This is a genomic window from Pseudomonas sp. FP2300 (genome assembly GCF_030687595.1).
Taxonomy (GTDB): Bacteria; Pseudomonadota; Gammaproteobacteria; order Pseudomonadales; family Pseudomonadaceae; genus Aquipseudomonas; species Aquipseudomonas bijieensis.
Genome location: NZ_CP117440.1, coordinates 437,773 through 458,381, shown reverse-complemented (window position 1 = coordinate 458,381; position 20,609 = coordinate 437,773). Strand labels below are relative to the sequence as shown.

Annotated in this window: 19 protein-coding genes and 1 tRNA gene; 13 read left to right on the top strand and 7 right to left on the bottom strand. The window is 61.2% G+C overall.

Going from position 1 to position 20,609, the window contains the following annotated elements; all coding sequences use genetic code 11:
- The first annotated feature begins 98 nt into the window (after nucleotides 1-98).
- From gpmI to PSH86_RS01955, 4 genes are all read left to right on the top strand, one after another.
- Nucleotides 99-1,628: a 2,3-bisphosphoglycerate-independent phosphoglycerate mutase gene (gene gpmI / locus PSH86_RS01970; RefSeq protein ID WP_176688776.1), complete on the top strand. Its 1,530-nt coding sequence runs from the start codon at nucleotides 99-101 to the stop codon at nucleotides 1,626-1,628.
- 217 nt (nucleotides 1,629-1,845) lie between these two features.
- Nucleotides 1,846-3,138, top strand: a complete 1,293-nt coding sequence (locus tag PSH86_RS01965) for a murein hydrolase activator EnvC (RefSeq protein WP_109751984.1) — start codon at nucleotides 1,846-1,848, stop codon at nucleotides 3,136-3,138.
- 32 nt (nucleotides 3,139-3,170) lie between these two features.
- Complete coding sequence (locus tag PSH86_RS01960) at nucleotides 3,171-4,487, top strand: S41 family peptidase (protein ID WP_109751983.1); 1,317 nt, start codon at nucleotides 3,171-3,173, stop codon at nucleotides 4,485-4,487.
- A 1-nt stretch (nucleotide 4,488) separates the two neighbouring features.
- Nucleotides 4,489-5,268 carry a divergent polysaccharide deacetylase family protein gene (locus PSH86_RS01955; protein ID WP_116833962.1) on the top strand — a complete coding sequence of 260 codons (780 nt, stop codon included), beginning with the start codon at nucleotides 4,489-4,491 and terminating at the stop codon, nucleotides 5,266-5,268.
- 147 nt (nucleotides 5,269-5,415) lie between these two features.
- On the opposite strand, the gene PSH86_RS01950 is transcribed toward PSH86_RS01955, so the two are convergent.
- The 7 genes from PSH86_RS01950 to PSH86_RS01920 all read right to left on the bottom strand — a co-directional run bounded on the left by PSH86_RS01950 (nucleotide 5,416) and on the right by PSH86_RS01920 (nucleotide 11,202).
- A complete protein-coding gene (locus PSH86_RS01950) occupies nucleotides 5,416-6,162 on the bottom strand; it encodes an ABC transporter substrate-binding protein (protein ID WP_109751981.1) in 747 nt (248 codons plus the stop codon).
- 63 nt (nucleotides 6,163-6,225) lie between these two features.
- Entirely contained in the window at nucleotides 6,226-6,996 is a 771-nt protein-coding gene (gene hisF / locus PSH86_RS01945) for an imidazole glycerol phosphate synthase subunit HisF (protein WP_003196830.1), read from the bottom strand.
- A 9-nt stretch (nucleotides 6,997-7,005) separates the two neighbouring features.
- Nucleotides 7,006-7,743: a 1-(5-phosphoribosyl)-5-[(5-phosphoribosylamino)methylideneamino]imidazole-4-carboxamide isomerase gene (gene hisA / locus PSH86_RS01940; protein WP_134922465.1), complete on the bottom strand. Its 738-nt coding sequence runs from the start codon at nucleotides 7,741-7,743 to the stop codon at nucleotides 7,006-7,008.
- A gap of 42 nt (nucleotides 7,744-7,785) precedes the next feature.
- The gene (locus PSH86_RS01935; protein ID WP_305487414.1) at nucleotides 7,786-8,040 is read right to left on the bottom strand and encodes a DUF2164 domain-containing protein; all 255 of its coding nucleotides are present in this window, start codon (nucleotides 8,038-8,040) and stop codon (nucleotides 7,786-7,788) included.
- A complete protein-coding gene (hisH, locus tag PSH86_RS01930) occupies nucleotides 8,040-8,678 on the bottom strand; it encodes an imidazole glycerol phosphate synthase subunit HisH (RefSeq protein ID WP_305487412.1) in 639 nt (212 codons plus the stop codon). Before hisH ends, PSH86_RS01935 begins: the two co-directional genes overlap by 1 nt.
- Entirely contained in the window at nucleotides 8,678-9,271 is a 594-nt protein-coding gene (hisB, locus tag PSH86_RS01925) for an imidazoleglycerol-phosphate dehydratase HisB (RefSeq protein WP_003186751.1), read from the bottom strand. The genes hisH and hisB overlap by 1 nt, the downstream gene beginning before the upstream one ends.
- Nucleotides 9,272-9,540: 269 nt before the next feature.
- A complete protein-coding gene (locus PSH86_RS01920) occupies nucleotides 9,541-11,202 on the bottom strand; it encodes an OFA family MFS transporter (protein ID WP_109751978.1) in 1,662 nt (553 codons plus the stop codon).
- Between the two features lie 528 nt (nucleotides 11,203-11,730).
- On the opposite strand from PSH86_RS01920, the gene PSH86_RS01915 reads away from it, so the two are divergent.
- The 9 genes from PSH86_RS01915 to PSH86_RS01875 all read left to right on the top strand — a co-directional run bounded on the left by PSH86_RS01915 (nucleotide 11,731) and on the right by PSH86_RS01875 (nucleotide 20,576).
- Nucleotides 11,731-13,962, top strand: a complete 2,232-nt coding sequence (locus tag PSH86_RS01915; protein WP_109751977.1) for an AsmA family protein — start codon at nucleotides 11,731-11,733, stop codon at nucleotides 13,960-13,962.
- Nucleotides 13,959-15,026, top strand: coding sequence for an A/G-specific adenine glycosylase (gene mutY, locus PSH86_RS01910; RefSeq protein ID WP_109751976.1), 1,068 nt, complete (start codon nucleotides 13,959-13,961; stop codon nucleotides 15,024-15,026). Before PSH86_RS01915 ends, mutY begins: the two co-directional genes overlap by 4 nt.
- Complete coding sequence (locus PSH86_RS01905; protein ID WP_109751975.1) at nucleotides 15,023-15,295, top strand: oxidative damage protection protein; 273 nt, start codon at nucleotides 15,023-15,025, stop codon at nucleotides 15,293-15,295. The genes mutY and PSH86_RS01905 overlap by 4 nt, the downstream gene beginning before the upstream one ends.
- Nucleotides 15,296-15,397: 102 nt before the next feature.
- Nucleotides 15,398-15,473: transfer RNA gene (locus PSH86_RS01900), tRNA-Phe, on the top strand.
- A 116-nt stretch (nucleotides 15,474-15,589) separates the two neighbouring features.
- Nucleotides 15,590-15,919, top strand: coding sequence for a DHCW motif cupin fold protein (locus tag PSH86_RS01895; protein WP_109751974.1), 330 nt, complete (start codon nucleotides 15,590-15,592; stop codon nucleotides 15,917-15,919).
- A 61-nt stretch (nucleotides 15,920-15,980) separates the two neighbouring features.
- Entirely contained in the window at nucleotides 15,981-16,388 is a 408-nt protein-coding gene (locus tag PSH86_RS01890; RefSeq protein ID WP_109751973.1) for a hypothetical protein, read from the top strand.
- Between the two features lie 201 nt (nucleotides 16,389-16,589).
- The gene (locus PSH86_RS01885; RefSeq protein ID WP_109751972.1) at nucleotides 16,590-17,639 is read left to right on the top strand and encodes a YhcG family protein; all 1,050 of its coding nucleotides are present in this window, start codon (nucleotides 16,590-16,592) and stop codon (nucleotides 17,637-17,639) included.
- 100 nt (nucleotides 17,640-17,739) lie between these two features.
- Entirely contained in the window at nucleotides 17,740-18,345 is a 606-nt protein-coding gene (locus tag PSH86_RS01880; protein ID WP_305487401.1) for a biliverdin-producing heme oxygenase, read from the top strand.
- Nucleotides 18,342-20,576, top strand: coding sequence for an ATP-binding protein (locus PSH86_RS01875; RefSeq protein ID WP_305487399.1), 2,235 nt, complete (start codon nucleotides 18,342-18,344; stop codon nucleotides 20,574-20,576). Before PSH86_RS01880 ends, PSH86_RS01875 begins: the two co-directional genes overlap by 4 nt.
- The last annotated feature ends 33 nt before the right edge of the window (nucleotides 20,577-20,609 follow it).

The following is a 20,609-nucleotide window of genomic DNA, read 5'->3' as shown; positions in this document are numbered from 1 at the left end:
CGGCCAAACCCCGCCCGGCGGTGACGCCGTCGGAACTTACCTTTAAACTGCCCGTCCCTTTTCCATCGTCTTCTTTTAACCAGCCACGAGTGGATTCCATGACTACCACGCCTAAACCTTTGGTCCTGATGATTCTCGACGGCTTCGGTCACAGTGACAGCCACGAATCCAACGCCGTGTATTCGGCCAGGAAGCCTGTGCTGGACCGCTTGTGGGCTACCGTGCCCAACGGCCTGATCTCCGGCAGCGGCATGGACGTCGGCCTGCCCGACGGGCAGATGGGCAACTCCGAAGTCGGCCACATGAACCTCGGCGCAGGCCGCGTGGTGTACCAGGACTTCACCCGCGTGACCAAATCGATCCGCGACGGCGAGTTCTTCGAAAACCCGACCATCTGCGCCGCCGTGGACAAAGCCGTGGCCGCCGGCAAGGCCGTGCACTTCATGGGCCTGCTGTCCGACGGTGGCGTGCACAGCCACCAGGACCACCTGATCGCCATGGCCGAACTGGCCTTCAAGCGCGGTGCCGAGAAAATCTACCTGCACGCCTTTCTCGATGGCCGTGACACCCCGCCGAAAAGCGCCGCCTCGTCCATCGAGCTGCTGGATGCGACGTTCCAGGCCCTCGGCAAGGGGCGCATCGCCAGCCTCATCGGCCGCTACTACGCCATGGACCGTGACAACCGTTGGGACCGCGTGGCCCAGGCCTATAACCTGATCGTCGACGGCAGTGCCGAATTCAACGCCGCCACCGCCCAGGAGGGCCTGCAAGCGGCCTACGAGCGCGGCGAAAGCGACGAATTCGTCAAAGCCACCACCATCGGCGAGCCGGTGAAGGTTGAAGACGGCGACGCCGTGGTGTTCATGAACTTCCGTGCCGACCGCGCCCGCGAGCTGACCCGCGTGTTTGTCGAAGACGACTTCAAGGAGTTCGAGCGCGCTCGCCAGCCAAAACTGGCCGGTTTCGTCATGCTGACTCAATACGCTGCCAGCATCCCCGCGCCGTCGGCCTTCGCCGCTGGCAGCCTGGAAAACGTGCTGGGCGACTACCTGGCGAAGAACGGCAAGACCCAGCTGCGCATCGCCGAGACCGAAAAGTACGCCCACGTGACGTTCTTTTTCTCCGGCGGCCGTGAAGAACCCTTCCCGGGCGAAGAACGCATCCTGATCCCTTCGCCGAAAGTCGCGACCTACGACCTGCAACCGGAGATGAGCGCGCCGGAAGTGACCGACCGCATCGTCGACGCCATTGAAAACCAGCGTTACGACGTGATCGTGGTCAACTACGCCAACGGCGACATGGTCGGCCACAGCGGCGTGTTCGACGCGGCAGTCAAGGCCGTGGAATGCCTGGACACCTGCGTTGGCCGTATCGTCGAGGCCCTGGAAAAGGTCGGCGGCGAAGCGTTGATCACGGCTGACCACGGCAACGTCGAGCAGATGTCCGACGAATCCACCGGCCAGGCCCACACCGCCCACACCACCGAGCCGGTGCCGTTCATCTATGTCGGCAAGCGCGACTTCAAGGTTCGCGATGGCGGCGTACTGGCTGACGTGGCACCGACCATGCTGATGTTGTTGGGCATGGAGAAGCCGGCGGAGATGACCGGGACGTCGATCCTGGTCTGATTCAACACAAATCCCCCTGTGGGAGCGGGCTTGCTCGCGAATGCGGTCTGCAGTCGACATTTATGTGTCTGGTCTACCGCATTCGCGAGCAAGCCCGCTCCCACATTGGTTTTTGGTGTTTTTTGGGCCAGTTATCACACAGTCCCAAATGGGCGTTTTTTTTGCAGCGTGGGGCGGGCATACTAGGCCGTCCCTTTCCCTGGTGTCGCCCGCCTCTATGCTTCGCGTCCTGATAGCCCTCGTTCTGACCTGCCTGCTCCAACCGGCCTTTGCCGACGAGCGCGCGCAAACCCAACAGCAGTTGGAAGCCACGCGCCAGGACATTGCCGAGCTGAAAAAGCTGTTGGGCAAGTTGCAGGAAGAGAAATCCAGCGTGCAGAAAGACCTGCGCGGCACCGAGACCGAGATGGGCAAGCTGGAGAAGCAGGTCGACGCCCTGCAAAAAGAGCTGAAGAAAAGCGAATCCGAGCTGCAGCGGCTCGATGGAGAGAAAAAAAAACTCCAGAGCGCGCGCACTGAACAGCAAAAGCTGATCGCCATCCAGGCCCGGGCGGCCTACCAGAACGGTCGCCAGGAATATCTCAAGCTGCTGCTCAACCAGCAGAACCCCGAGAAATTCGCTCGCACCCTCACTTATTACGATTACCTGAGCCAGGCCCGCCTGGAACAGCTCAAGAGCTTCAACGAAACCCTGCGCCAGCTGGCCAATGTCGAAAAAGACATCGAGCTGCAGCAGGCCCAATTGCTGGTGCAAAAGAGCAGCCTCGACACCCAGCGCGAAGAACTCGAGAAAGTTCGCAAGGAGCGCCAGGTGGCCCTGGCCAAGCTCAATGACGACGTGAAGGCTCGCGACAGCAAACTCAAAGCCCGCGAGCAGGACCAGGCCGAACTGGCCAACGTATTGAAAACCATCGAGGAAACCCTGGCCCGCCAGGCCCGAGAGGCGGAAGAGGCGCGCCAGAAAGCGCTGATCGCCCAGCAGGAAGCCGAAAAAAAGCGTTTGCGTGAGGCCCAGGCCGAAGCGGACTCCGGCGACGCTCCGCGCAAACCGGTCAAATCCAGTCCTGGCGCGCTGGTTTCCAGTGATGGCGAAACCTTCGGCGGCGCTTTTGCTTCAGCCCGAGGCAAACTTCCATGGCCGGTCAATGGTCGATTGCTTGCACGCTTCGGTGAAACCCGTGGCGACGATACTCGCACCAAGTGGGATGGCGTGATGATCAGCGCTTCGGCGGGCAGCCAGGTGCATGCTGTTCATGGCGGGCGCGTGGTATTCGCCGACTGGCTGCGCGGTGCCGGCCTGCTGGTGATCCTGGATCACGGCAACGGTTATTTGAGCCTGTACGGCCACAACCAGACGCTGCTCAAGTCGGCGGGGGATGTGGTCAAGGCCGGTGAGTCCATCTCCACGGTCGGTAACAGTGGCGGGCAGGATACGCCAGCACTGTATTTCGCTATTCGTCAGCAGGGTCGCCCCAGTGACCCGGCCCAATGGTGTCGTGCGCAAGGATAAGCGCGCCCATCCTATTAAGGAGTTCGTTCGACATGCTGCATTTGTCCCGCCTTACCTCGCTGGCCCTGGCGATCGCCCTCGTGATCGGTGCGCCCCTGGCTTTTGCCGCCGACCCGGCCCCGTTGGCGCCAGCCAGCACGGCCGCGACCACCAAGGCCCCGCTGCCGCTGGACGAACTGCGCACCTTTGCCGAGGTCATGGACCGGATCAAGGCCGCCTATGTGGAACCGGTGGATGACAAGGTGCTGCTGGAGAACGCCATCAAAGGCATGCTCAGCAACCTTGACCCGCATTCGGCCTACCTGGGGCCAGAAGACTTTGCCGAGCTGCAGGAAAGCACCAGCGGCGAGTTCGGTGGCCTGGGTATCGAGGTCGGCAGCGAAGACGGCTTCGTCAAGGTGGTCTCGCCGATCGACGACACCCCTGCATCCAAGGCCGGCATCCAGGCCGGAGACTTCATCGTCAAGATCAACGGCCAGCCGACCCGCGGCCAGAGCATGACCGAAGCCGTGGACAAGATGCGCGGCAAGATCGGCCAGAAGATCACCCTGACCCTGGTGCGCGATGGCGGCACACCGTTCGATGTGACCCTGACCCGCGCGGTTATCCAGGTCAAGAGCGTGAAGAGCCAGTTGCTGGAGTCGGGCTACGGTTACATCCGCATCACCCAGTTCCAGGTCAAGACCGGCGAAGAAGTCGCCAAGGCCCTGGCCAAGATGCGCAAGGACAACGGCAAGAAGCTCAACGGGCTGGTCCTGGACCTGCGCAACAACCCCGGCGGCGTACTGCAATCGGCGGTGGAAGTGGTCGATCACTTCATCACCAAGGGCCTGATCGTCTACACCAAGGGCCGTATCGCCAATTCCGAGCTGCGCTTCTCGGCCACCGGCAACGACTTGAGCGAAGCCGTGCCACTGGTAGTGCTGATCAACGGCGGCAGCGCCTCGGCCTCGGAAATCGTCGCCGGCGCCCTGCAGGACCAGAAGCGTGGCGTGGTCATGGGCACCACCAGTTTCGGCAAGGGCTCGGTGCAGACCGTGTTGCCACTGAACAACGACCGCGCCCTGAAGATCACCACCGCGCTGTACTTCACGCCCAACGGCCGCTCCATCCAGGCCCAGGGCATCGTCCCGGACATCGAGGTGCGCAAGGCCAAGATCACCAACGAGCAGGACAGCGAATACTTCAAGGAAGCCGACCTGCAAGGTCACCTGGGCAATGGCAACGGTGGCGCCGACAAACCGACCGGCTCCGGCGCCAAGGCCAAGCCAATGCCCCAGGATGACGACTATCAGTTGGCCCAGGCCCTGAGCCTGCTCAAAGGATTGAACATCACGTCCGGCCGCTGAGATGGGCCTGCGTTTCACCTTCGTCCTGCTGTGCCTGCTGGCAGGGGCCGTTAATGCGGCTCCCGCCACATCCTCCTCGCCGCACAAGGCGTACCTGAGCCTGATCATCGACGACCTGGGGCAAAACCTGCCTCGGGATCGCCGGGTACTGGCCCTCCCCGGCCCCGTCACCGCCGCGATCATGCCGGACACGCCCCACGCCGCCGAATTCGCCCGCGAGGCCCATCGCGCCGGCAAACTGGTCATGCTGCACATGCCCATGGATCCGGCCACAGGGCCGTTCGCCTGGCATCCGGAACTGCCCATCGAAGAACTCGGCAAACGCCTGGACGCCGCATTCGCCGCCGTGCCCTACACCAGCGGGATCAACAACCACATGGGCAGCCGCATGACTGCCCAACCCCAGGCCATGGCGTGGTTGATGGCGAATTTGCAACAGCGCCACAAGTTTTTCGTCGACAGCCGCACCAGCGCCCAGACTGTCGCCGCCGCCGAGGCGCAGAAGATTGGCCTCGCCAGTGTCTCGCGGGATGTGTTCCTGGATGACGAGCGTACCGAAGCCGCCATTGCCCACCAGCTTCAGGTGGCCATTGAACTCGCCCGTCGGCAGGGTTCGGCAGTAATGATTGGGCATCCCTACCCGCAGACCCTCGCAGTGCTCGAACGCGAACTACCTCGGCTCAAGGCCGAGGGCATCGAATGGATCGACATCAAGTCGATGATCAGCCTGCGCAGTAATCGCGCGATGGTCGGGCATGGGAAAGATGGGGTTTATCGGTAGCGGCTGAGCGCCATCTCAAACCGCGACACCGCCATCGCGAGCAGGCTCGCTCCCACAGATTTCCGGGCGCCTACAGAAGTCAGTTCCACCGCCAAGCCTGTGGGAGCGAACCTGCCCGCGATGCGGTGGTACGGTCGGGTACAGCGCTCAGAGATACCGCGCCAGGATCGCATCCACCGCACCTTCCTTACGCAGCTGGTCCAGGGCCGCTTGCAGCCGGGCAACCACGTCGTCAGGCACGTTTTTATTCAACGCCAGGTACAGCTCGGCACTGTTGAATCGCAGTACGGTCTTGAGGTCGTTCACGCCTTCCTGGCGCGCCAGGTAACGCCCGGCAGGATCTCCGGTGGCCCACAGGTCGATCTGGCCGCTCAGCAGTTTTCTGGCGTTGTCCTGATCGCGCAATACCACAATCGGCTTCAGGCCCTGCTTGGCCAATGTCTCGGCAATCGCGTCGCCCTTGTAGGCGCCAATCCTGTATTGGCGCGCCTGTTCCAGCGAGTCGAGGGCGATCTTGCTGTCAGCCTTGGCGAGCATGATCCAATCATCCGGGCCGATGGGGCCGACCCATTTGAAAAGCTTTTCGCGCTCCGGCAATCGCGCCATGACAAACACGCCATAGCCAGGGTTTTCCAAGGCGAGTTTGTAGATTCGCTCCCAAGGGAAACGTAGCGTCAGGCTATAGGAGATGTCGGCGCGCTTGAATATTTCGCGGACGATGTCCACGGCAATGCCGTTGATGTTCTCGTCCTGGGCGAAGTTCTTGCCGTTCTTGGCCATGTTGTACGGCGGGAAGTTTTCCGTCAGCAATACCAATGACGTATCGGCGGCGCGGGCGGTACCTGCAAGTAGCAACGTGACGCCGGCAAAGGCAAGAACGAGACGTTTGAGCATGTCGGGCTACCGCAATCCATGGTGTGCCCAAGAGTGCCTTGGGCCCGCCATGGTGTCCAGCGATCAGCGAATGCAGATACCGCGATGCGCCATATAGGCCTTGGCTTCCGGCACGGTGTATTCGCCGAAGTGGAAGATGCTCGCCGCCAGTACTGCACTGGCGTGGCCTTCGAGGATGCCGTCAGCCAGGTGTTGCAGGTTGCCGACGCCGCCGGAGGCGATGACCGGGATGCCCAGGGCATCGCTGATGGCGCGGGTGACTCCGAGGTCGAAGCCGTTTTTCATGCCGTCCTGGTCCATGCTGGTCAGCAGGATTTCACCGGCTCCCAGGCCTTCCATCTTCTTCGCCCATTCAACGGCGTCGAGGCCCGTGGGTTTACGACCGCCGTGGGTGAAGATTTCCCAGCGCGGAGTTTCGCCCGGGCCGGAGACCTTCTTGGCATCGATGGCCACGACGATGCATTGCGAGCCGAAGTGCTGGGCCGCTTCGCCAACGAATTCCGGGTTGAACACCGCCGCGGTGTTGATGGACACCTTGTCCGCACCGGCGTTGAGCAGGTTGCGGATGTCCTGCACGGTGCGCACGCCACCGCCCACGGTCAGCGGGATGAACACCTGGCTGGCCATGCGCTCGACAGTGTGCAAGGTGGTATCGCGGCCATCGACGCTGGCCGTGATGTCGAGGAAGGTAATCTCGTCCGCACCCTGTTCGTCGTAGCGACGGGCGATTTCCACCGGGTCGCCGGCGTCACGGATGTTCTCGAACTTCACGCCCTTGACCACCCGACCGTTGTCCACGTCCAGGCAAGGGATGATGCGTTTGGCCAGCGCCATGGTGAGTCCTCAGCCTTTGTAGGAGTCGCAGAAGGCCTGGGCCTCGGCGACGTCCAGGGTGCCTTCGTAGATCGCGCGACCGGTGATCGCGCCGATGATGCCCGGCGCCTTGGCGTCGAGCAGCGCCTTGATGTCGCCCAGGTTATGGATACCGCCGGAAGCGATCACCGGGATCTTCGTGGCGGCGGCCAGGGCGGCGGTGAACGGGACGTTGCAGCCCTGCATCATGCCGTCTTTGGCGATGTCGGTATAAACGATGGCGGACACGCCGTCAGCCTCGAAACGCTTGGCCAGGTCGATCACCTGCACGCTGCTGACTTGCGCCCAGCCGTCGGTGGCAACAAAACCGTCCTTGGCGTCGAGGCCAACGATGACCTTGCCCGGGAAGGCGCGGCAGGCTTCGGCGACGAACTCCGGTTCCTTGACGGCCTTGGTGCCGATGATCACGTAGCTCACACCAGCCTTGACATAGTGCTCGATGGTTTCCAGCGAGCGAATGCCGCCGCCGATCTGGATCGGCAGGTTCGGGTAGCGCTTGGCGATGGCCGTGACCACTTCACCGTTCACCGGCTGCCCTTCGAAAGCGCCGTTCAGGTCAACCAGATGCAGGCGACGGCAGCCGCCCTCCACCCACTTGGCGGCCATGCTCACCGGGTCATCGGAGAACACCGTGGAGTCTTCCATGCGGCCCTGACGCAGACGTACGCAAGCGCCGTCCTTGAGATCGATAGCGGGGATAATCAGCATCTGGCAAACCTTCAAATACGAATATTCAGCTTGGCTCGAAAATCAATTCTTCTCGAGCGCCCACAAGTCGCTTTCAATGCTTTCGAACCTTTCTTTAAGGTGCGTCTGCACATCGAAAATCGCCCTGTTGTAATAGTGCGGCGCAATTTCGCGGGTAAACAGGTCAAGAATTTCCGCCGCTTCGAACGAACCCAGGTCCAGTTCGAAACGCTCCTCCATGAACCGCTGGATCTTGCGGTTCGCTTCACCCTCCTGCTCGGGCGTGAGGGTGAGGATCGGCGGTTTCTTGCGGACCATTACCAGCGCCCGTCCCACGCGGCGAAGTTCTGCAGCAGTTGCAGGCCATGGGTATGGCTCTTCTCCGGGTGGAACTGCACGGCGAAGCGCGAACCATCGGCCAGGGCCGCGGCGAAATCGACGCCATAGTGACCGCTGCCCACTACCTGCCGCGCATTGCCGGCCGCGATGTAGTAGCTGTGCACGAAGTAGAAGCGCGCCAGGTCCGGAATGTTGTGCCACAGCGGGTGATCCACTGTCTGCTTCACTTCGTTCCAGCCCATGTGCGGGACTTTCAGGTGCTCGCCGTCTTCATGCAGACCCTTGCCAAAAAACTTCACCTGGCCTGGGAACATGTTGATGCAATCGACACCGTCGTTCTCTTCGCTGTGTTCGAGCAAGGCTTGCATGCCCACGCAAATACCAAGGAACGGACGGTCCTGGCTGACTTCATGCACCAGCTTGTCGAAGCCCAGGCGACGAATCTCGGCCATGCAATCGCGAATCGCACCGACGCCGGGGAAGACCACCCGGTCGGCTTCGCGAATCACATCGGCATCGCTGGTGATCAGCACCTTGCCGGCCCCCACGTGCTCGAGGGCCTTGGCCACCGAGTGCAGGTTGCCCATGCCATAGTCGATAACCGCGACCGTCTGCATTACAGCACGCCCTTGGTGGAAGGCATCTGGCCGGCCATGCGGTCATCGAGCTCCACGGCCATGCGCAGCGCGCGGCCGAAAGCCTTGAACACGGTTTCGATCTGGTGGTGGGTGTTGTGCCCGCGCAGGTTGTCGATGTGCAGGGTCACGTTGGCGTGGTTGACGAAGCCCTGGAAGAACTCCTGGAACAGGTCAACGTCGAAGCCGCCGACGGTGGCACGGGTATACGGCACATGCATCTGCAGGCCCGGGCGGCCGGAGAAGTCGATGACCACACGCGACAGCGCTTCATCGAGCGGCACGTAGGCATGGCCGTAGCGACGGATGCCCTTCTTGTCGCCGATGGCCTTGGTAAAGGCCTGGCCCAGGGTGATACCGACGTCTTCCACCGTATGGTGGTCGTCGATATGCAGGTCGCCCTTGCTGACGATGTCCAGGTCGATCAGCCCGTGACGGGCGATCTGGTCCAGCATGTGCTCAAGAAAAGGCACGCCGATATCAAACCGGGCCTTTCCGGTGCCATCCAGGTTGATCGAGGCTTTGATCTGGGTTTCCAGAGTGTCGCGCTCGACAGACGCCTTACGTTCGGCCATCACCAGCTCCGCAAAATCATTGGGCGAAAAAGGCAGCCATTATAGGCGCGCGAGCGGCAAACAGAAACACGGGAGGTGATATCCCTGACGGGTTGTCGGCGATAGACATGTCCATACAAGCTTTCGCCTACACACAAAACAAATGTGGGAGCGAGCCTGCTCGCGATAGCGGTGCATCAGAAGACAATGATGTCGACTGACACGCCCTCATCGCGAGCAGGCTCGCTCCCACATGGGTTGCCCTTACCCAATGGGTCAGGGCAACGGTCTTAGCGGAACAACACCGCCGTCTTCTGCAGGGTCACCCACACACCCCACGCCAACGGAATGCCCACCACCAGCCAGGCAGCGACCGCCAGGGGCTTGGTGCCTGGCGCGGCTTTCCACTCCAGCGAAGTGGTGCTGTCTGCGCCCTTGTCATGGCCCAGCGCCTGTTCGGCGGCCAGTTCAGCGTCGGTCATGAAGTACTTGTCGGCGACCGGACGGACCAGCAGGTTGCACAGGAAGCCCAGCACCAACAGACCGGAGAGGATGTACAAAGTGATGTCATAGGCCGCGGCGCGTTCAACGCCGATGCTCAGTTGATATTCACGCAGGTAGTTCACCAGCACCGGACCCAGCACGCCCGCCGCAGCCCATGCGGTCAACAGGCGACCGTGGATCGCGCCGACCATTTGCGTACCGAACAGGTCCGCCAGGTAGGCCGGCACGGTGGCGAAACCGCCGCCGTACATCGACAGGATGATGCAGAACGCCGCCACGAACAGCGCGACGCTACCCAGGTGCCCCAGGTTCGGGATCAGCGCGTACAGGGCAAAGCCCAGGGCGAAGAACACGAAATAGGTGTTTTTACGACCCAGGTAATCCGAGAAGGATGCCCAGAAGAACCGGCCACCAATGTTGAACAGGCTCAGCAGACCGGTGAAACCGGCGGCGATAGCCGCGATCTGACCCAGTTGCGTAGCGTCCAGCTGGCCGAACGGCAGGTCATTGCCGAGCAACTTGCCGCCGAACACTTCCTGCAGCAGTGGCGAAGCCATGCCGAGGATGCCGATACCGGCGGATACGTTCAGGCACAGCACCAACCAGACCAGGCGGAACTGCGGGGTTTTCCAGGCAACGTTCACGTGAACGTGGCGATGGGTGATCATCGCGTTCGCGGCTTTCTTCGGTGCCGGGGTCCAGCCTTCAGGCTTCCAGCCAGTCGGCGGAACGCGGTACGACAAGGCGCCACCGATCATGAACACGAAGTAGATCGCGGCCATGACCAGGAAGCTCTGCCATACGCCCACGCCAGTCGGCGAGGCGAAATGGCTCATCAGCGCTGCGGCCAGCGGTGCACCGACCATCGCACCACCGCCGAAGCCCATGATCGCCATGCCGGTGGCCATGCCACGCTTGTCCGGGAACCACTTGATCAGGGTCGATACCGGGGAGATGTAGCCCAGGCCCAGACCGATACCACCGATCACCCCGGAACCGACCCACATCAGCCAGATCTGGTGGGTATAGATGCCCAACGCGGAAATCAGCAGGCCACCGCACCAGCACAATGCCGAGACAACACCGGCCTTGCGCGGCCCGGCGTGTTCCAGCCAGCCGCCCCAGATGGCTGCCGAGCAACCCAGGAAGATGAAGAACAGGGTGTAGATCCAACCGAGCATCGAGATCGGCCAGTCACATTGGGACGAAAAGACTTGCGAGATGAAGCTCATGTCCGGTGCACAGGCCACAGGCTTGGAGATACCCAAGGCTTTGGACAGTGGCAACCAGAACACCGAAAAGCCGTAGGCCATGCCGATGCACAGGTGAATGGCCAGTGCGGCCGGTGGAACCAGCCACCGGTTGAAACCGGGCTTGGCGATGATGCGTTCCTTGGAGAGGAACGCTGGCTGGTCGGCGATGCCGCCCGCCGTGATGCTCGTGCTCATTGTGTATCCCCCAGTTATTGGAATGGTTCGCCAGCCACGCATCACCCTCAGCCTTCATTGCACGCAGGCATGGCTGTATTTTCTGGTGAAGCTCCATAGTGTGCGACATCAAGTCGCAGAAGGGCGGACGAACGGGCAAAGGTTACCATTTGCTCGCGGCAGAAAAACCAAAGTGATATCACCTTTTTCGTGCCATCTGTCTTATCGCACACTTGCTCGCTTTCTGTAGGGGACTAACGATTTATTTTTTCAGGAGTTGAGCCCCCTCTCTGTGGCGAAGGGATTTAGCGAAACGTCGCACCAGCCCGCTTGGGTGCACGAAGTGGCCTCGAAACCAAACGCTTCGATCCATCAGGTTGTGATTGTCTTTGCTGATATCAGTGTTGCTTCGCAACCCTGCGGGGATAAATCCCCTCGCCACAGGTCTATGTTCGGCAGCCTGGCAGGAGAACGATCCGCCAACGCGCCACCAACTCAGGGCGTTATACTCCCGGCTAAATTTTGAACTCAACCTACAAGGATTCGCCCATGAAAGCGTTCGGCAAAATCCTGGGTCTGGTACTTCTCGGGCTGTTGCTGATCATTGTGGCCCTGGGCTTTGCCCTGACCCACCTGTTCGATCCCAACGACTACAAAGAAGAGATCCGCCAGATAGCCCGCGACAAGGCCCACATCGAGCTGACCCTCAATGGCGACATCGGCTGGAGCCTGTTTCCATGGCTGGGCCTTGAGTTGCACGACGCCAGCGTCGCTACCTTGGCCAGTCCTACCCAACCTTTCGCCGACCTGCAGATGCTCGGTCTTTCGGTACGGGTGATACCGCTGCTGCGCCGGGAAGTACAAATGAGCGATGTGCGGGTCGAAGGCCTGAACCTGCGGCTCAACCGTGACAAGAACGGTCACGGTAACTGGGAAGACATCGGCAAGGTGCCAGCCTCCACGACGACGGCGAACGCCCCGGCACCGGTGCCGACCGAGCAACCGACTTCGCCCGCCAGCACCCCGGCGGAAAAACCGGCCCAGCCAACCCGCCTGGACATCGACAGCCTGACCGTGAACAACGCCCGCGTCGAATACACCGACGAGCGGACCGGCAAGCTGTTCACGGCCGAGAGCATCCAACTGAGCACCGGCCCGGTCCACGACTCCACCAATATCCCGGTCACCCTGACCGCCTTCCTGTCCAGCAATCAGCCAGCCGTACGTGTACGCACCGAAGTGACGGGTGAACTGCGTTTCGAACGCGCCCTGCAACGCTACAAGTTCGAGGACCTGAAACTGTCCGGCGAAGCCACGGGCGATCCCTTGCAGGGCAAAACCCTGAACTTCGCCGCCCAAGGCCAACTGTTCCTGGACAAGGCGGCAAACGTCGCCGAGTGGACCGGTATCAAACTGTCGCTCAATCAACTGCGCGCCCTGGGTGAACTGAAAGTCAACGACCTCGACAAGACCCCGCAATTGAATGGCGGTGTGTCGATCGCCCAGTTCGATCTGGCGAAGTTCGTCGACAGCGTCGGCCAGACACTCCCGGCCATGGCCGAAGGCAGCCTGAGCAAGGTCGAACTGGTCAGCCGCATTGCCGGCACGCCGACCAGCGTCGAACTCAACAACATCAACCTGAAGATCGATGACAGCAGCTTCAACGGTCGCATCGCCGTGGAAGACTTTGCCAAACAGGCCTTGCGCGTGCAGCTCAAGGCCGACACGTTCAACGTCGACCGTTACCTGCCGCCAAAGTCCGCCGAAGCCGACAGTTCCAAGGCCGCCCGCGAGGCCGAAGTCAGCAACACCGAGGTCAGCGCCATGGCCGGTGCCGGCAGCACACCGCTGCCGAGCTCTCCGACTCAGGGGGCCTGGAGTAATGATCGGCTGTTCCCGGTGGAGCGCCTGAGCAAGCTGGACCTCGATGCCGACCTGACCTTCGGGCAACTGACCCTCGATAAACTGCCGATCCAGAACGCTGCACTCAAGGCCACCGGCCTGGGCGGCCTGCTGACCCTGGAGAACCTGCGCGGCGATCTGTACAGCGGCAACTTCGAAACCAAGGGCACCCTGGACGTGCGCCAGCCTACGCCACAGTTGAGCCTGCAAACACGCATCAACCGGGTCCCTGCCGAGAAGATCATCGAAAGCCAAGGCAAGAATCCGCCGGTCAAAGGCCTGGTCACCGTCAACAGTGCGATCACCGCCAGCGGTAATAGCCAGAAGGCCCTGATCGACAGTCTCAACGGCAACGCCGGGTTCGTCATCAACGATGGCGTACTGCTCAATGCCAACCTCGAACAGCAATTATGCAAAGGCATCGCCACCCTCAATCGCAAGACCCTCAGCGGCGAACCGCGGGGCAAGGACACGCCGTTCCAGCAACTCAACGGCAATCTCACCTTCAACAATGGCGTTGCCAACAACCCGGACCTGAAAGTCCGCATCCCCGGCATGACCGTCAATGGCAACGGCGATATCGACCTGCGGGTGTTGGGCATGGATTACCGCGTCGGCGTCATCGTCGAGGGCGACAAGAGCGACATGCCCGACCCGGCCTGCCAGGTCAACGAACGCTACGTCGACGTTGAATGGCCATTGCGCTGCCGTGGCCCACTGGAGCTCGGGGCGAAGGCCTGCCGCCTGGACAACGACGGGCTGGGCAAGGTCGCGGCGAAACTGGCCGGCGACCGGCTCGGCGACAAGATCGATGAGAAGCTGGGCGACAAGGTCAGTCCGGAGCTGAAAGACGCACTCAAGGGGCTGTTCAAGCGATGAGAGCCGAGCAGTTTTCCACCGCCGTCCTGGACTGGTTCGACCGCCACGGGCGCCATGATCTGCCCTGGCAGCAGGACATCACGCCCTATCGGGTGTGGGTCTCGGAAATCATGTTGCAGCAGACCCAGGTCAGTACCGTGCTCAACTACTTCGACCGGTTCATGGCCGCGCTGCCCACCGTCCAAGCCCTGGCCGCCGCGCCGGAGGACGAAGTGCTGCACCTGTGGACCGGGCTGGGCTATTACACCCGCGCGCGCAATTTGCAGAAAACCGCGAAAATCGTTGTCGACCAATACGGTGGGGAGTTTCCCCGGGACGTGGAAAAACTCACCGAGTTGCCGGGCATCGGCCTGTCCACCGCTGGCGCCATCGCCAGTATCAGCATGGGCCTGCGGGCACCGATCCTCGATGGCAACGTCAAACGGGTGCTGGCGCGTTTCACCGCTCAGGAAGGCTATCCGGGCGAGCCCAAGGTAGCGAAACAGCTGTGGGCCACCGCCGAGCGCTTCACGCCACAGGACCGCGTCAACGCCTACACCCAGGCGATGATGGACCTGGGCGCCACCCTTTGTACCCGCAGCAAGCCCAGTTGCCTGCTCTGCCCGCTGAAGCAAGGCTGCGAAGCCCACATGCTGGGCCTGGAAACCCGCTACCCCATTCCCAAGCCACGCAAGGAAGTGCCCAAGAAGCGTACCTTGATGCCAATGTTGGCCAACCACGAGGGCGCGATCCTGCTTTACCGCCGCCCTTCCACAGGGTTGTGGGGCGGGCTGTGGAGCCTGCCGGAACTCGACGATCTCGACGACCTGCAACACCTGGCCCTGCAACACTCGCTGGAATTGGGTAGCCAACAGCAAATGCCAGGCCTGGTGCACACCTTCAGCCACTTCCAGTTGGCGATCGATCCCTGGCTGGTCCGGGTCCGGGAAACCGGCCATCACGTGGCCGAGGCCGACTGGCTCTGGTATAACCTCGCCACCCCGCCGCGCCTGGGCCTTGCCGCCCCGGTCAAAACCTTGCTCGAACGCGCGGCCGCCGTAATGAACGCAGGAGAGTTGCAATGACCCGCACCATCATGTGCCGCAAGTACAAAGAAGAACTCGAAGGCCTGGAGCGCGCGCCGTTCCCGGGAGCCAAGGGCCAGGACATCTTTGACCACGTCTCGGCCAAGGCCTGGGCCGACTGGCAGAAACACCAGACCCTGCTGATCAATGAAAAACGCCTGAACATGATGAACGCTGAAGATCGCAAATACCTTCAAGGCGAGATGGACAAGTACTTTTCCGGTGAAGATTACGCCAAGGCCGAAGGCTACGTGCCGCCGTCCGAATAAGCTGTTCAGCGCGGGGGTGGATCGTAAGCGACGGTAATAATTAAATATTTTTTGATAACGTGCTTGACGCCCCCCTGAAAAACCCGTTTAATGCGCCCCGTTGCCCAGATAGCTCAGTCGGTAGAGCAGGGGATTGAAAATCCCCGTGTCGGCGGTTCGATTCCGTCTCTGGGCACCAAATACCGAAAACCCCGATCAAGAAATTGATCGGGGTTTTTTATTGCGTGGGATTTTCTTCCTGCACATTGTCGACTCAGCTACATTCGTCCGCTCCCCTCCAGCAAGCGAGTCGACATGGACATCACCGGTATCCCCTTTGGCACCACCGACTGGTCAACCATCGAGCCCACCGAACACAAAGGCGTCACCGGAACCGCCTATTGGCGCACGCGGCAATTCGGGGATATTCGGGTACGCATGGTGGAGTACACCGCCGGGTATCTGGCCGACCATTGGTGCACCAAGGGTCACATCCTGTTTTGCCTCAAGGGCGAGCTCCATACTGAGCTCGAAGACGGTCGGCAATTTTTGCTCAAGCCCGGCATGAGCTATCAAGTCGCCGACCAGGCCGAGCCTCATCGATCCTCCACTTCATCGGGGGCGACGCTCTTCATAGTGGATTGAGATTCGAAGCGTGCGCGTTGAAGCTGTAGGATAGATGGCCTTATCCATCAGGAATCCGACCATGTCATCGGCGAACAAACAGCACAAGCGCAGCCAGCGCGCCAAGGCGAAAGCCAAGCAGAACCGCACTCAGCGTGCTGCTGCGCCAAACGATTTCCTGGACCCGAACGACGAGCGCATCGATCTGGAAACCGTGGACCTGACGGAGCTGTTCCAACTCATGAGTGCCGCCGAAAAGATCAGCCAGAAGGCGATGTGCGAAGCGTTCCTGGCCCATCCCCTGCTGGCGCTGGTGCTGGAGCAGGAAGGTGAGGAAGAAGCGACCGACTTCATCTTTACCGCACTGATCGAATACCGCCGTCTGACCACGGGCGTGGATGAGCAGACCGCGCTGGATTGGGTGGAAAGCAAGCAATTCCAGGCCGATTATGTGGCTGCATCCCAGGCGCTGACGCAAGGCCAGGACTGACTGTCTGGCCGGGGCCGCGGTGGATGACGCCCTGCGGGGATAGTTCCTACAAACCGGGGTCAACCAAGACGGGGCGGCGTCATCCCCGTCCTGCATCAATCCGCTATTTTTCCTCCCAAGCAATCAGCCCCGTCCGGCATCATCGAAACACCGCCCGGAGCATCCTTGCGGTCCGCCCCTTCTCAATGGCTGGACACTGCGATGACGCCACTGCTGCCCCAAGATGACCCACAGCTCGCCCCCTTGATCAACGAACTCGGCGAGTTGATTCGCCAGGCACGCCAGAAGGTCCTGCGAGCCGTCGATACGCTCCAGGTACAAACCTGCTGGCAGATCGGCCGGCATATCATCGAGTTCGAACAGGGTGGCGCCGAACGGGCGGCTTACGGGGCACGGTTGTTGCCATCGTTGGCTAAAGTGCTGACGGCACGGTTCGGGAAGGGATTCGATGCCTCGAATCTGCGCTACATGCGACTTTTTTATCAAGCATTTCCAATGTGTGACGCACTGCGTCACGAATTGAGTTGGACCCACTATCGAGTATTGCTGCGTGTCGAAAATACTCCTGCACGCCATTGGTATATGAACGAAGCCGCAACGCAAAACTGGTCCACCCGCGCCCTGGAACGCCAGATCGGCAGTTTCTATTACGAACGCCTGCTGGCAAGCCGCGACAGGCCGGCGGTGGAGCAGGAAGCCACCACCCATATCAAGGAGATGAACCTCGGCCCCCGGGATATCGTCAGGGATCCGGTGGTCCTGGAATTCCTCGGCCTGCCCAATGCCGGCGCGCTACTGGAAACGGAACTGGAGCAGGCCTTGATCGACCAGCTACAGGGTTTCCTTCTCGAACTGGGCAAGGGCTTCGCCTTCATCGCCCGTCAGCAACGCATCAGCACCGAAAGCAAAGACTTCTACCTCGACCTGGTCTTCTATAACTACCTGCTCAAGTGCTTCGTGATCGTCGACCTCAAGCGTGGCGAACTGAGCCATCAGGACATTGGGCAGATGGACATGTACGTGCGCCTCTACGACGAGCTGAAACGCGGTCCTGATGACAAACCCACCGTCGGCATCATTCTCTGTTCCCGGAAAGACGAATCAGTGGTGCGTTACTCCGTATTGCAAGGCAATGAACAACTGTTCGCCAGCCAATACCAACTGGTGCTCCCCACGGAAGAAGAGCTGCGCAAAGAGCTGGATCGCGAGCGAGCGCGACTCGAGGAGGGGCAATCGGGCACAACGGCTTGAAGAAATGAGAGCCGATCTGATGGACGCGCACTCAAAAAACCCATGTAAGATTGGTGCGCTTTTTTTCCAGCAACGCTTCAATCAAAGAGCGTCATCCTGCATGTCATCGGCCCCGCCCCACCCTTCTCTGATTCAGGCATTGCGGACCGAAACCGCTGAACTGCACGTCGCCCTGGAAAAACGCCTGCCGTTTTTCTCGCAACAGCTGGACCTGGATCTGTACCGACGCCTGATGGCGGCTTACTACGGTTTTTATCAGCCGCTGGAGCAACAGCTTCATGTGCTGGCGCTGATTCCAACCGGGCTGGACCAATCCCTGCGCATCAAACTGCCGGTATTGCGAGCCGACCTCAAGGCACTGGGCCTGGATGAAGCCGCTATCGAGGCATTGCCCACCTGCCAGGCGCTGTCACGAATCGACTCCCGAGCCGCCGCCCTCGGCGTTTCCTACGTGCTGGAAGGTGCGACCCTCGGCGGGCAGATCCTGCGGCGCAGGGTTGCCGAGCAGCTCGGCCTTGATGCCTCCAGCGGCGCGGCCTTTCTCAATGTGTATGGCGAACTCACCGGCCGACGCTGGAAGGATTTCCTTCAATACCTGGACGACAGGAACCTTGGCGAGGCCCAGGTGTTCGAAGTCACACGCGCCGCCAAGGCGACGTTCTCTCATTTTGAACACTGGCTGGACAGCCAAAAGGTACTGTTATGACCCCGGAAAACCAGGAAGCCTTCGACGAACTGCTGGCCAATTGCGCAGACGAACCGATTCGCTTTCCTGGGGCCATCCAGCCTCACGGCGTGTTGTTGATGCTGTCCGAGCCCGATTTCGTGATCCGTCAGGTCAGCGCCAACGCGTTGCAGTTGATGGGGCAAGATCCCCACAGGCTGTTGGGCCAGACACTCGACGCACTGCTGGGGCTGGAACAGGCCGAGGCGATCCTCATCGCCTGTCGCGCCGCCCCGGAAAGCGACAGCGTGCCCGTGGCCATTATCGTGAACCAGCAGCGTTTTGATGCCCTGGTACATCGCCACCAGGGCGCCCTGATCGTCGAACTGGAACAGCACCTGAGCGACTATCGCCCCGAAGGCGTCAGCGGCGAGGCGAACATGGGGCGTATGCTGCAACGTCTGCAAAGTGCGAAGACCCTTCAGGCACTGTACGAAATCAGCGTGCGGGAAATCCAGGCCATGACCGGTTACGACCGGGTGCTGATCTACCGCTTCGAGGAAGAAGGCCACGGTCAGGTGATTGCCGAGGCCAGCGCGCCGTCGATGGAACTCTACAAAGGCCTGTTTTTCCCGGCGTCGGATATTCCCGAACAGGCCCGCGAGCTGTATCGCACCAACTGGCTGCGGATCATTCCCAATGCCGACTACGCGCCGGTACCGCTGGTCCCGGAACTGCGGCCCGACACCCAGGCGCCGCTGGACCTGAGTTTTGCCACGTTGCGCAGCGTCTCGCCGATCCACCGCCAATACATGAAAAACATGGGCGTGCTGTCCTCCATGAGCATCTCGCTGATGGAAGGCGAGCGCCTGTGGGGGCTGATCAGTTGCGGCAATCGCCAACCGCTGCTTGTTCCCCATGAAATGCGCATGGCCTGCCAGACCATCGGCCAGGTGCTGTCGTTGCAGATCAGCGCCATGCAGGCCCTGGAGCTGACCCGGCAGAGGGACGCCAAGCTGGAAGACCTCAAGGTCCTCGCCGCGGTCATGGCCGAGTCCAGCGATAACGTGTTCGACGGCCTGTCCAATGAGCCACAACGCCTCATGGACCTGACCGGGGCCAGCGGCGTCGCGATTTTCGAAGACAACAAGCTGCACCGCCACGGCCAATGCCCGGAACCGGAGCAGATCCGCGAGCTGCACAAATGGATTCTGGAAACCGACAAGCCGGTGTTCTCCCACCACAACCTGAGCAGCGTCTTCGCGCCTGCCCAGGCTTATCAGGACGTAGCGAGCGGGGTGCTGGCGATCCACCTGCCCAAGCCGGTGGAAAACGGTGTGCTGTGGTTCCGTCCCGAGGTGAAGCAAACCCTGCAATGGAGCGGTGACCCGCAAAAGCCCCTGGACCTGGAAAACAGCGAGACCGGCCTGCGCCTGCGACCCCGGACGTCTTTCGAGATCTGGAAAGTCGAAATGGCCGGCATCAGCACCAAATGGACCCATGGCGAGCTGTTCGCCGCCAACGACCTGCGACGCTCGGCCCTGGAAAACGACCTGGCCCGCCAGGTACGCAAGGAGCGCCAAGCCGTGCAGGCGCGCGACGAACTGGTGGCCGTGGTGTCCCATGACCTGCGCAGCCCGATGACGGTCATTTCCATGCTCTGCGGCATGATGCAAAAGGCCTTCAGCTCCGACGGCTCCCACAGTTCCAAGCGAATTTCTTCCGCCATCGACACCATGCAACAGGCCACCAGCCGCATGAACACGCTGCTGGAAGACCTGCTCGACACCTCGCGCATCGACGCCGGACGCTACACCATCAATCCCCAGCCGATGGATGTCAGTCAGATCTTCGACGACGCCTGCTCGCTGCTGACGCCGCTGGCCACTGCCAAGGCCATCGACATGTCCTTCCATGCCGAACCCAACCTGAGGATCAGCGCCGATCCCGAGCGGTTGTTCCAGGTGCTGTCCAACCTGATTGGCAATGCCATCAAGTTCACACCACAACAGGGCTCCGTGGGCATCAGCGCGATGTCCGTTGGCAACGAGATTGTATTCAGCGTGCGCGACACCGGTGAAGGTATTGCGCCAGAACAGCTGCCTCATGTTTTCGAGCGCTACTGGACGACCAAGGAAGGCAACCCCAACGGCACCGGATTGGGGTTGTACATTTCCAAGGGGATTGTCCTGGCCCATGGCGGTAAACTGCACGCCGAAAGCCAGCCAGGCCAGGGCAGCGAATTTCGCTTTACCGTGCCAAAAATCGACTGAACCGGGCGCCGCCCCCTAATGAATTGGAAACCG

What these genes read in the sequence shown, in the direction of transcription:
- PSH86_RS01920 (WP_109751978.1), bottom strand. Translation starts at nt 11,202, where the DNA reads ATGAGCACGAGCATCACGGCGGGCGGCATCGCCGACCAGCCAGCGTTC.
- PSH86_RS01935 (WP_305487414.1), bottom strand. Translation starts at nt 8,040, where the DNA reads ATGGTCCGCAAGAAACCGCCGATCCTCACCCTCACGCCCGAGCAGGAG.
- PSH86_RS01960 (WP_109751983.1), top strand. Translation starts at nt 3,171, where the DNA reads ATGCTGCATTTGTCCCGCCTTACCTCGCTGGCCCTGGCGATCGCCCTC.
- PSH86_RS01950 (WP_109751981.1), bottom strand. Translation starts at nt 6,162, where the DNA reads ATGCTCAAACGTCTCGTTCTTGCCTTTGCCGGCGTCACGTTGCTACTT.
- hisF (WP_003196830.1), bottom strand. Translation starts at nt 6,996, where the DNA reads ATGGCGCTGGCCAAACGCATCATCCCTTGCCTGGACGTGGACAACGGT.
- PSH86_RS01880 (WP_305487401.1), top strand. Translation starts at nt 17,740, where the DNA reads ATGTCATCGGCCCCGCCCCACCCTTCTCTGATTCAGGCATTGCGGACC.
- mutY (WP_109751976.1), top strand. Translation starts at nt 13,959, where the DNA reads ATGAGAGCCGAGCAGTTTTCCACCGCCGTCCTGGACTGGTTCGACCGC.
- PSH86_RS01895 (WP_109751974.1), top strand. Translation starts at nt 15,590, where the DNA reads ATGGACATCACCGGTATCCCCTTTGGCACCACCGACTGGTCAACCATC.
- PSH86_RS01915 (WP_109751977.1), top strand. Translation starts at nt 11,731, where the DNA reads ATGAAAGCGTTCGGCAAAATCCTGGGTCTGGTACTTCTCGGGCTGTTG.
- hisB (WP_003186751.1), bottom strand. Translation starts at nt 9,271, where the DNA reads ATGGCCGAACGTAAGGCGTCTGTCGAGCGCGACACTCTGGAAACCCAG.
- hisA (WP_134922465.1), bottom strand. Translation starts at nt 7,743, where the DNA reads ATGCTGATTATCCCCGCTATCGATCTCAAGGACGGCGCTTGCGTACGT.
- PSH86_RS01965 (WP_109751984.1), top strand. Translation starts at nt 1,846, where the DNA reads ATGCTTCGCGTCCTGATAGCCCTCGTTCTGACCTGCCTGCTCCAACCG.
- hisH (WP_305487412.1), bottom strand. Translation starts at nt 8,678, where the DNA reads ATGCAGACGGTCGCGGTTATCGACTATGGCATGGGCAACCTGCACTCG.
- PSH86_RS01905 (WP_109751975.1), top strand. Translation starts at nt 15,023, where the DNA reads ATGACCCGCACCATCATGTGCCGCAAGTACAAAGAAGAACTCGAAGGC.
- PSH86_RS01955 (WP_116833962.1), top strand. Translation starts at nt 4,489, where the DNA reads ATGGGCCTGCGTTTCACCTTCGTCCTGCTGTGCCTGCTGGCAGGGGCC.
- PSH86_RS01890 (WP_109751973.1), top strand. Translation starts at nt 15,981, where the DNA reads ATGTCATCGGCGAACAAACAGCACAAGCGCAGCCAGCGCGCCAAGGCG.
- PSH86_RS01885 (WP_109751972.1), top strand. Translation starts at nt 16,590, where the DNA reads ATGACGCCACTGCTGCCCCAAGATGACCCACAGCTCGCCCCCTTGATC.
- gpmI (WP_176688776.1), top strand. Translation starts at nt 99, where the DNA reads ATGACTACCACGCCTAAACCTTTGGTCCTGATGATTCTCGACGGCTTC.
- PSH86_RS01875 (WP_305487399.1), top strand. Translation starts at nt 18,342, where the DNA reads ATGACCCCGGAAAACCAGGAAGCCTTCGACGAACTGCTGGCCAATTGC.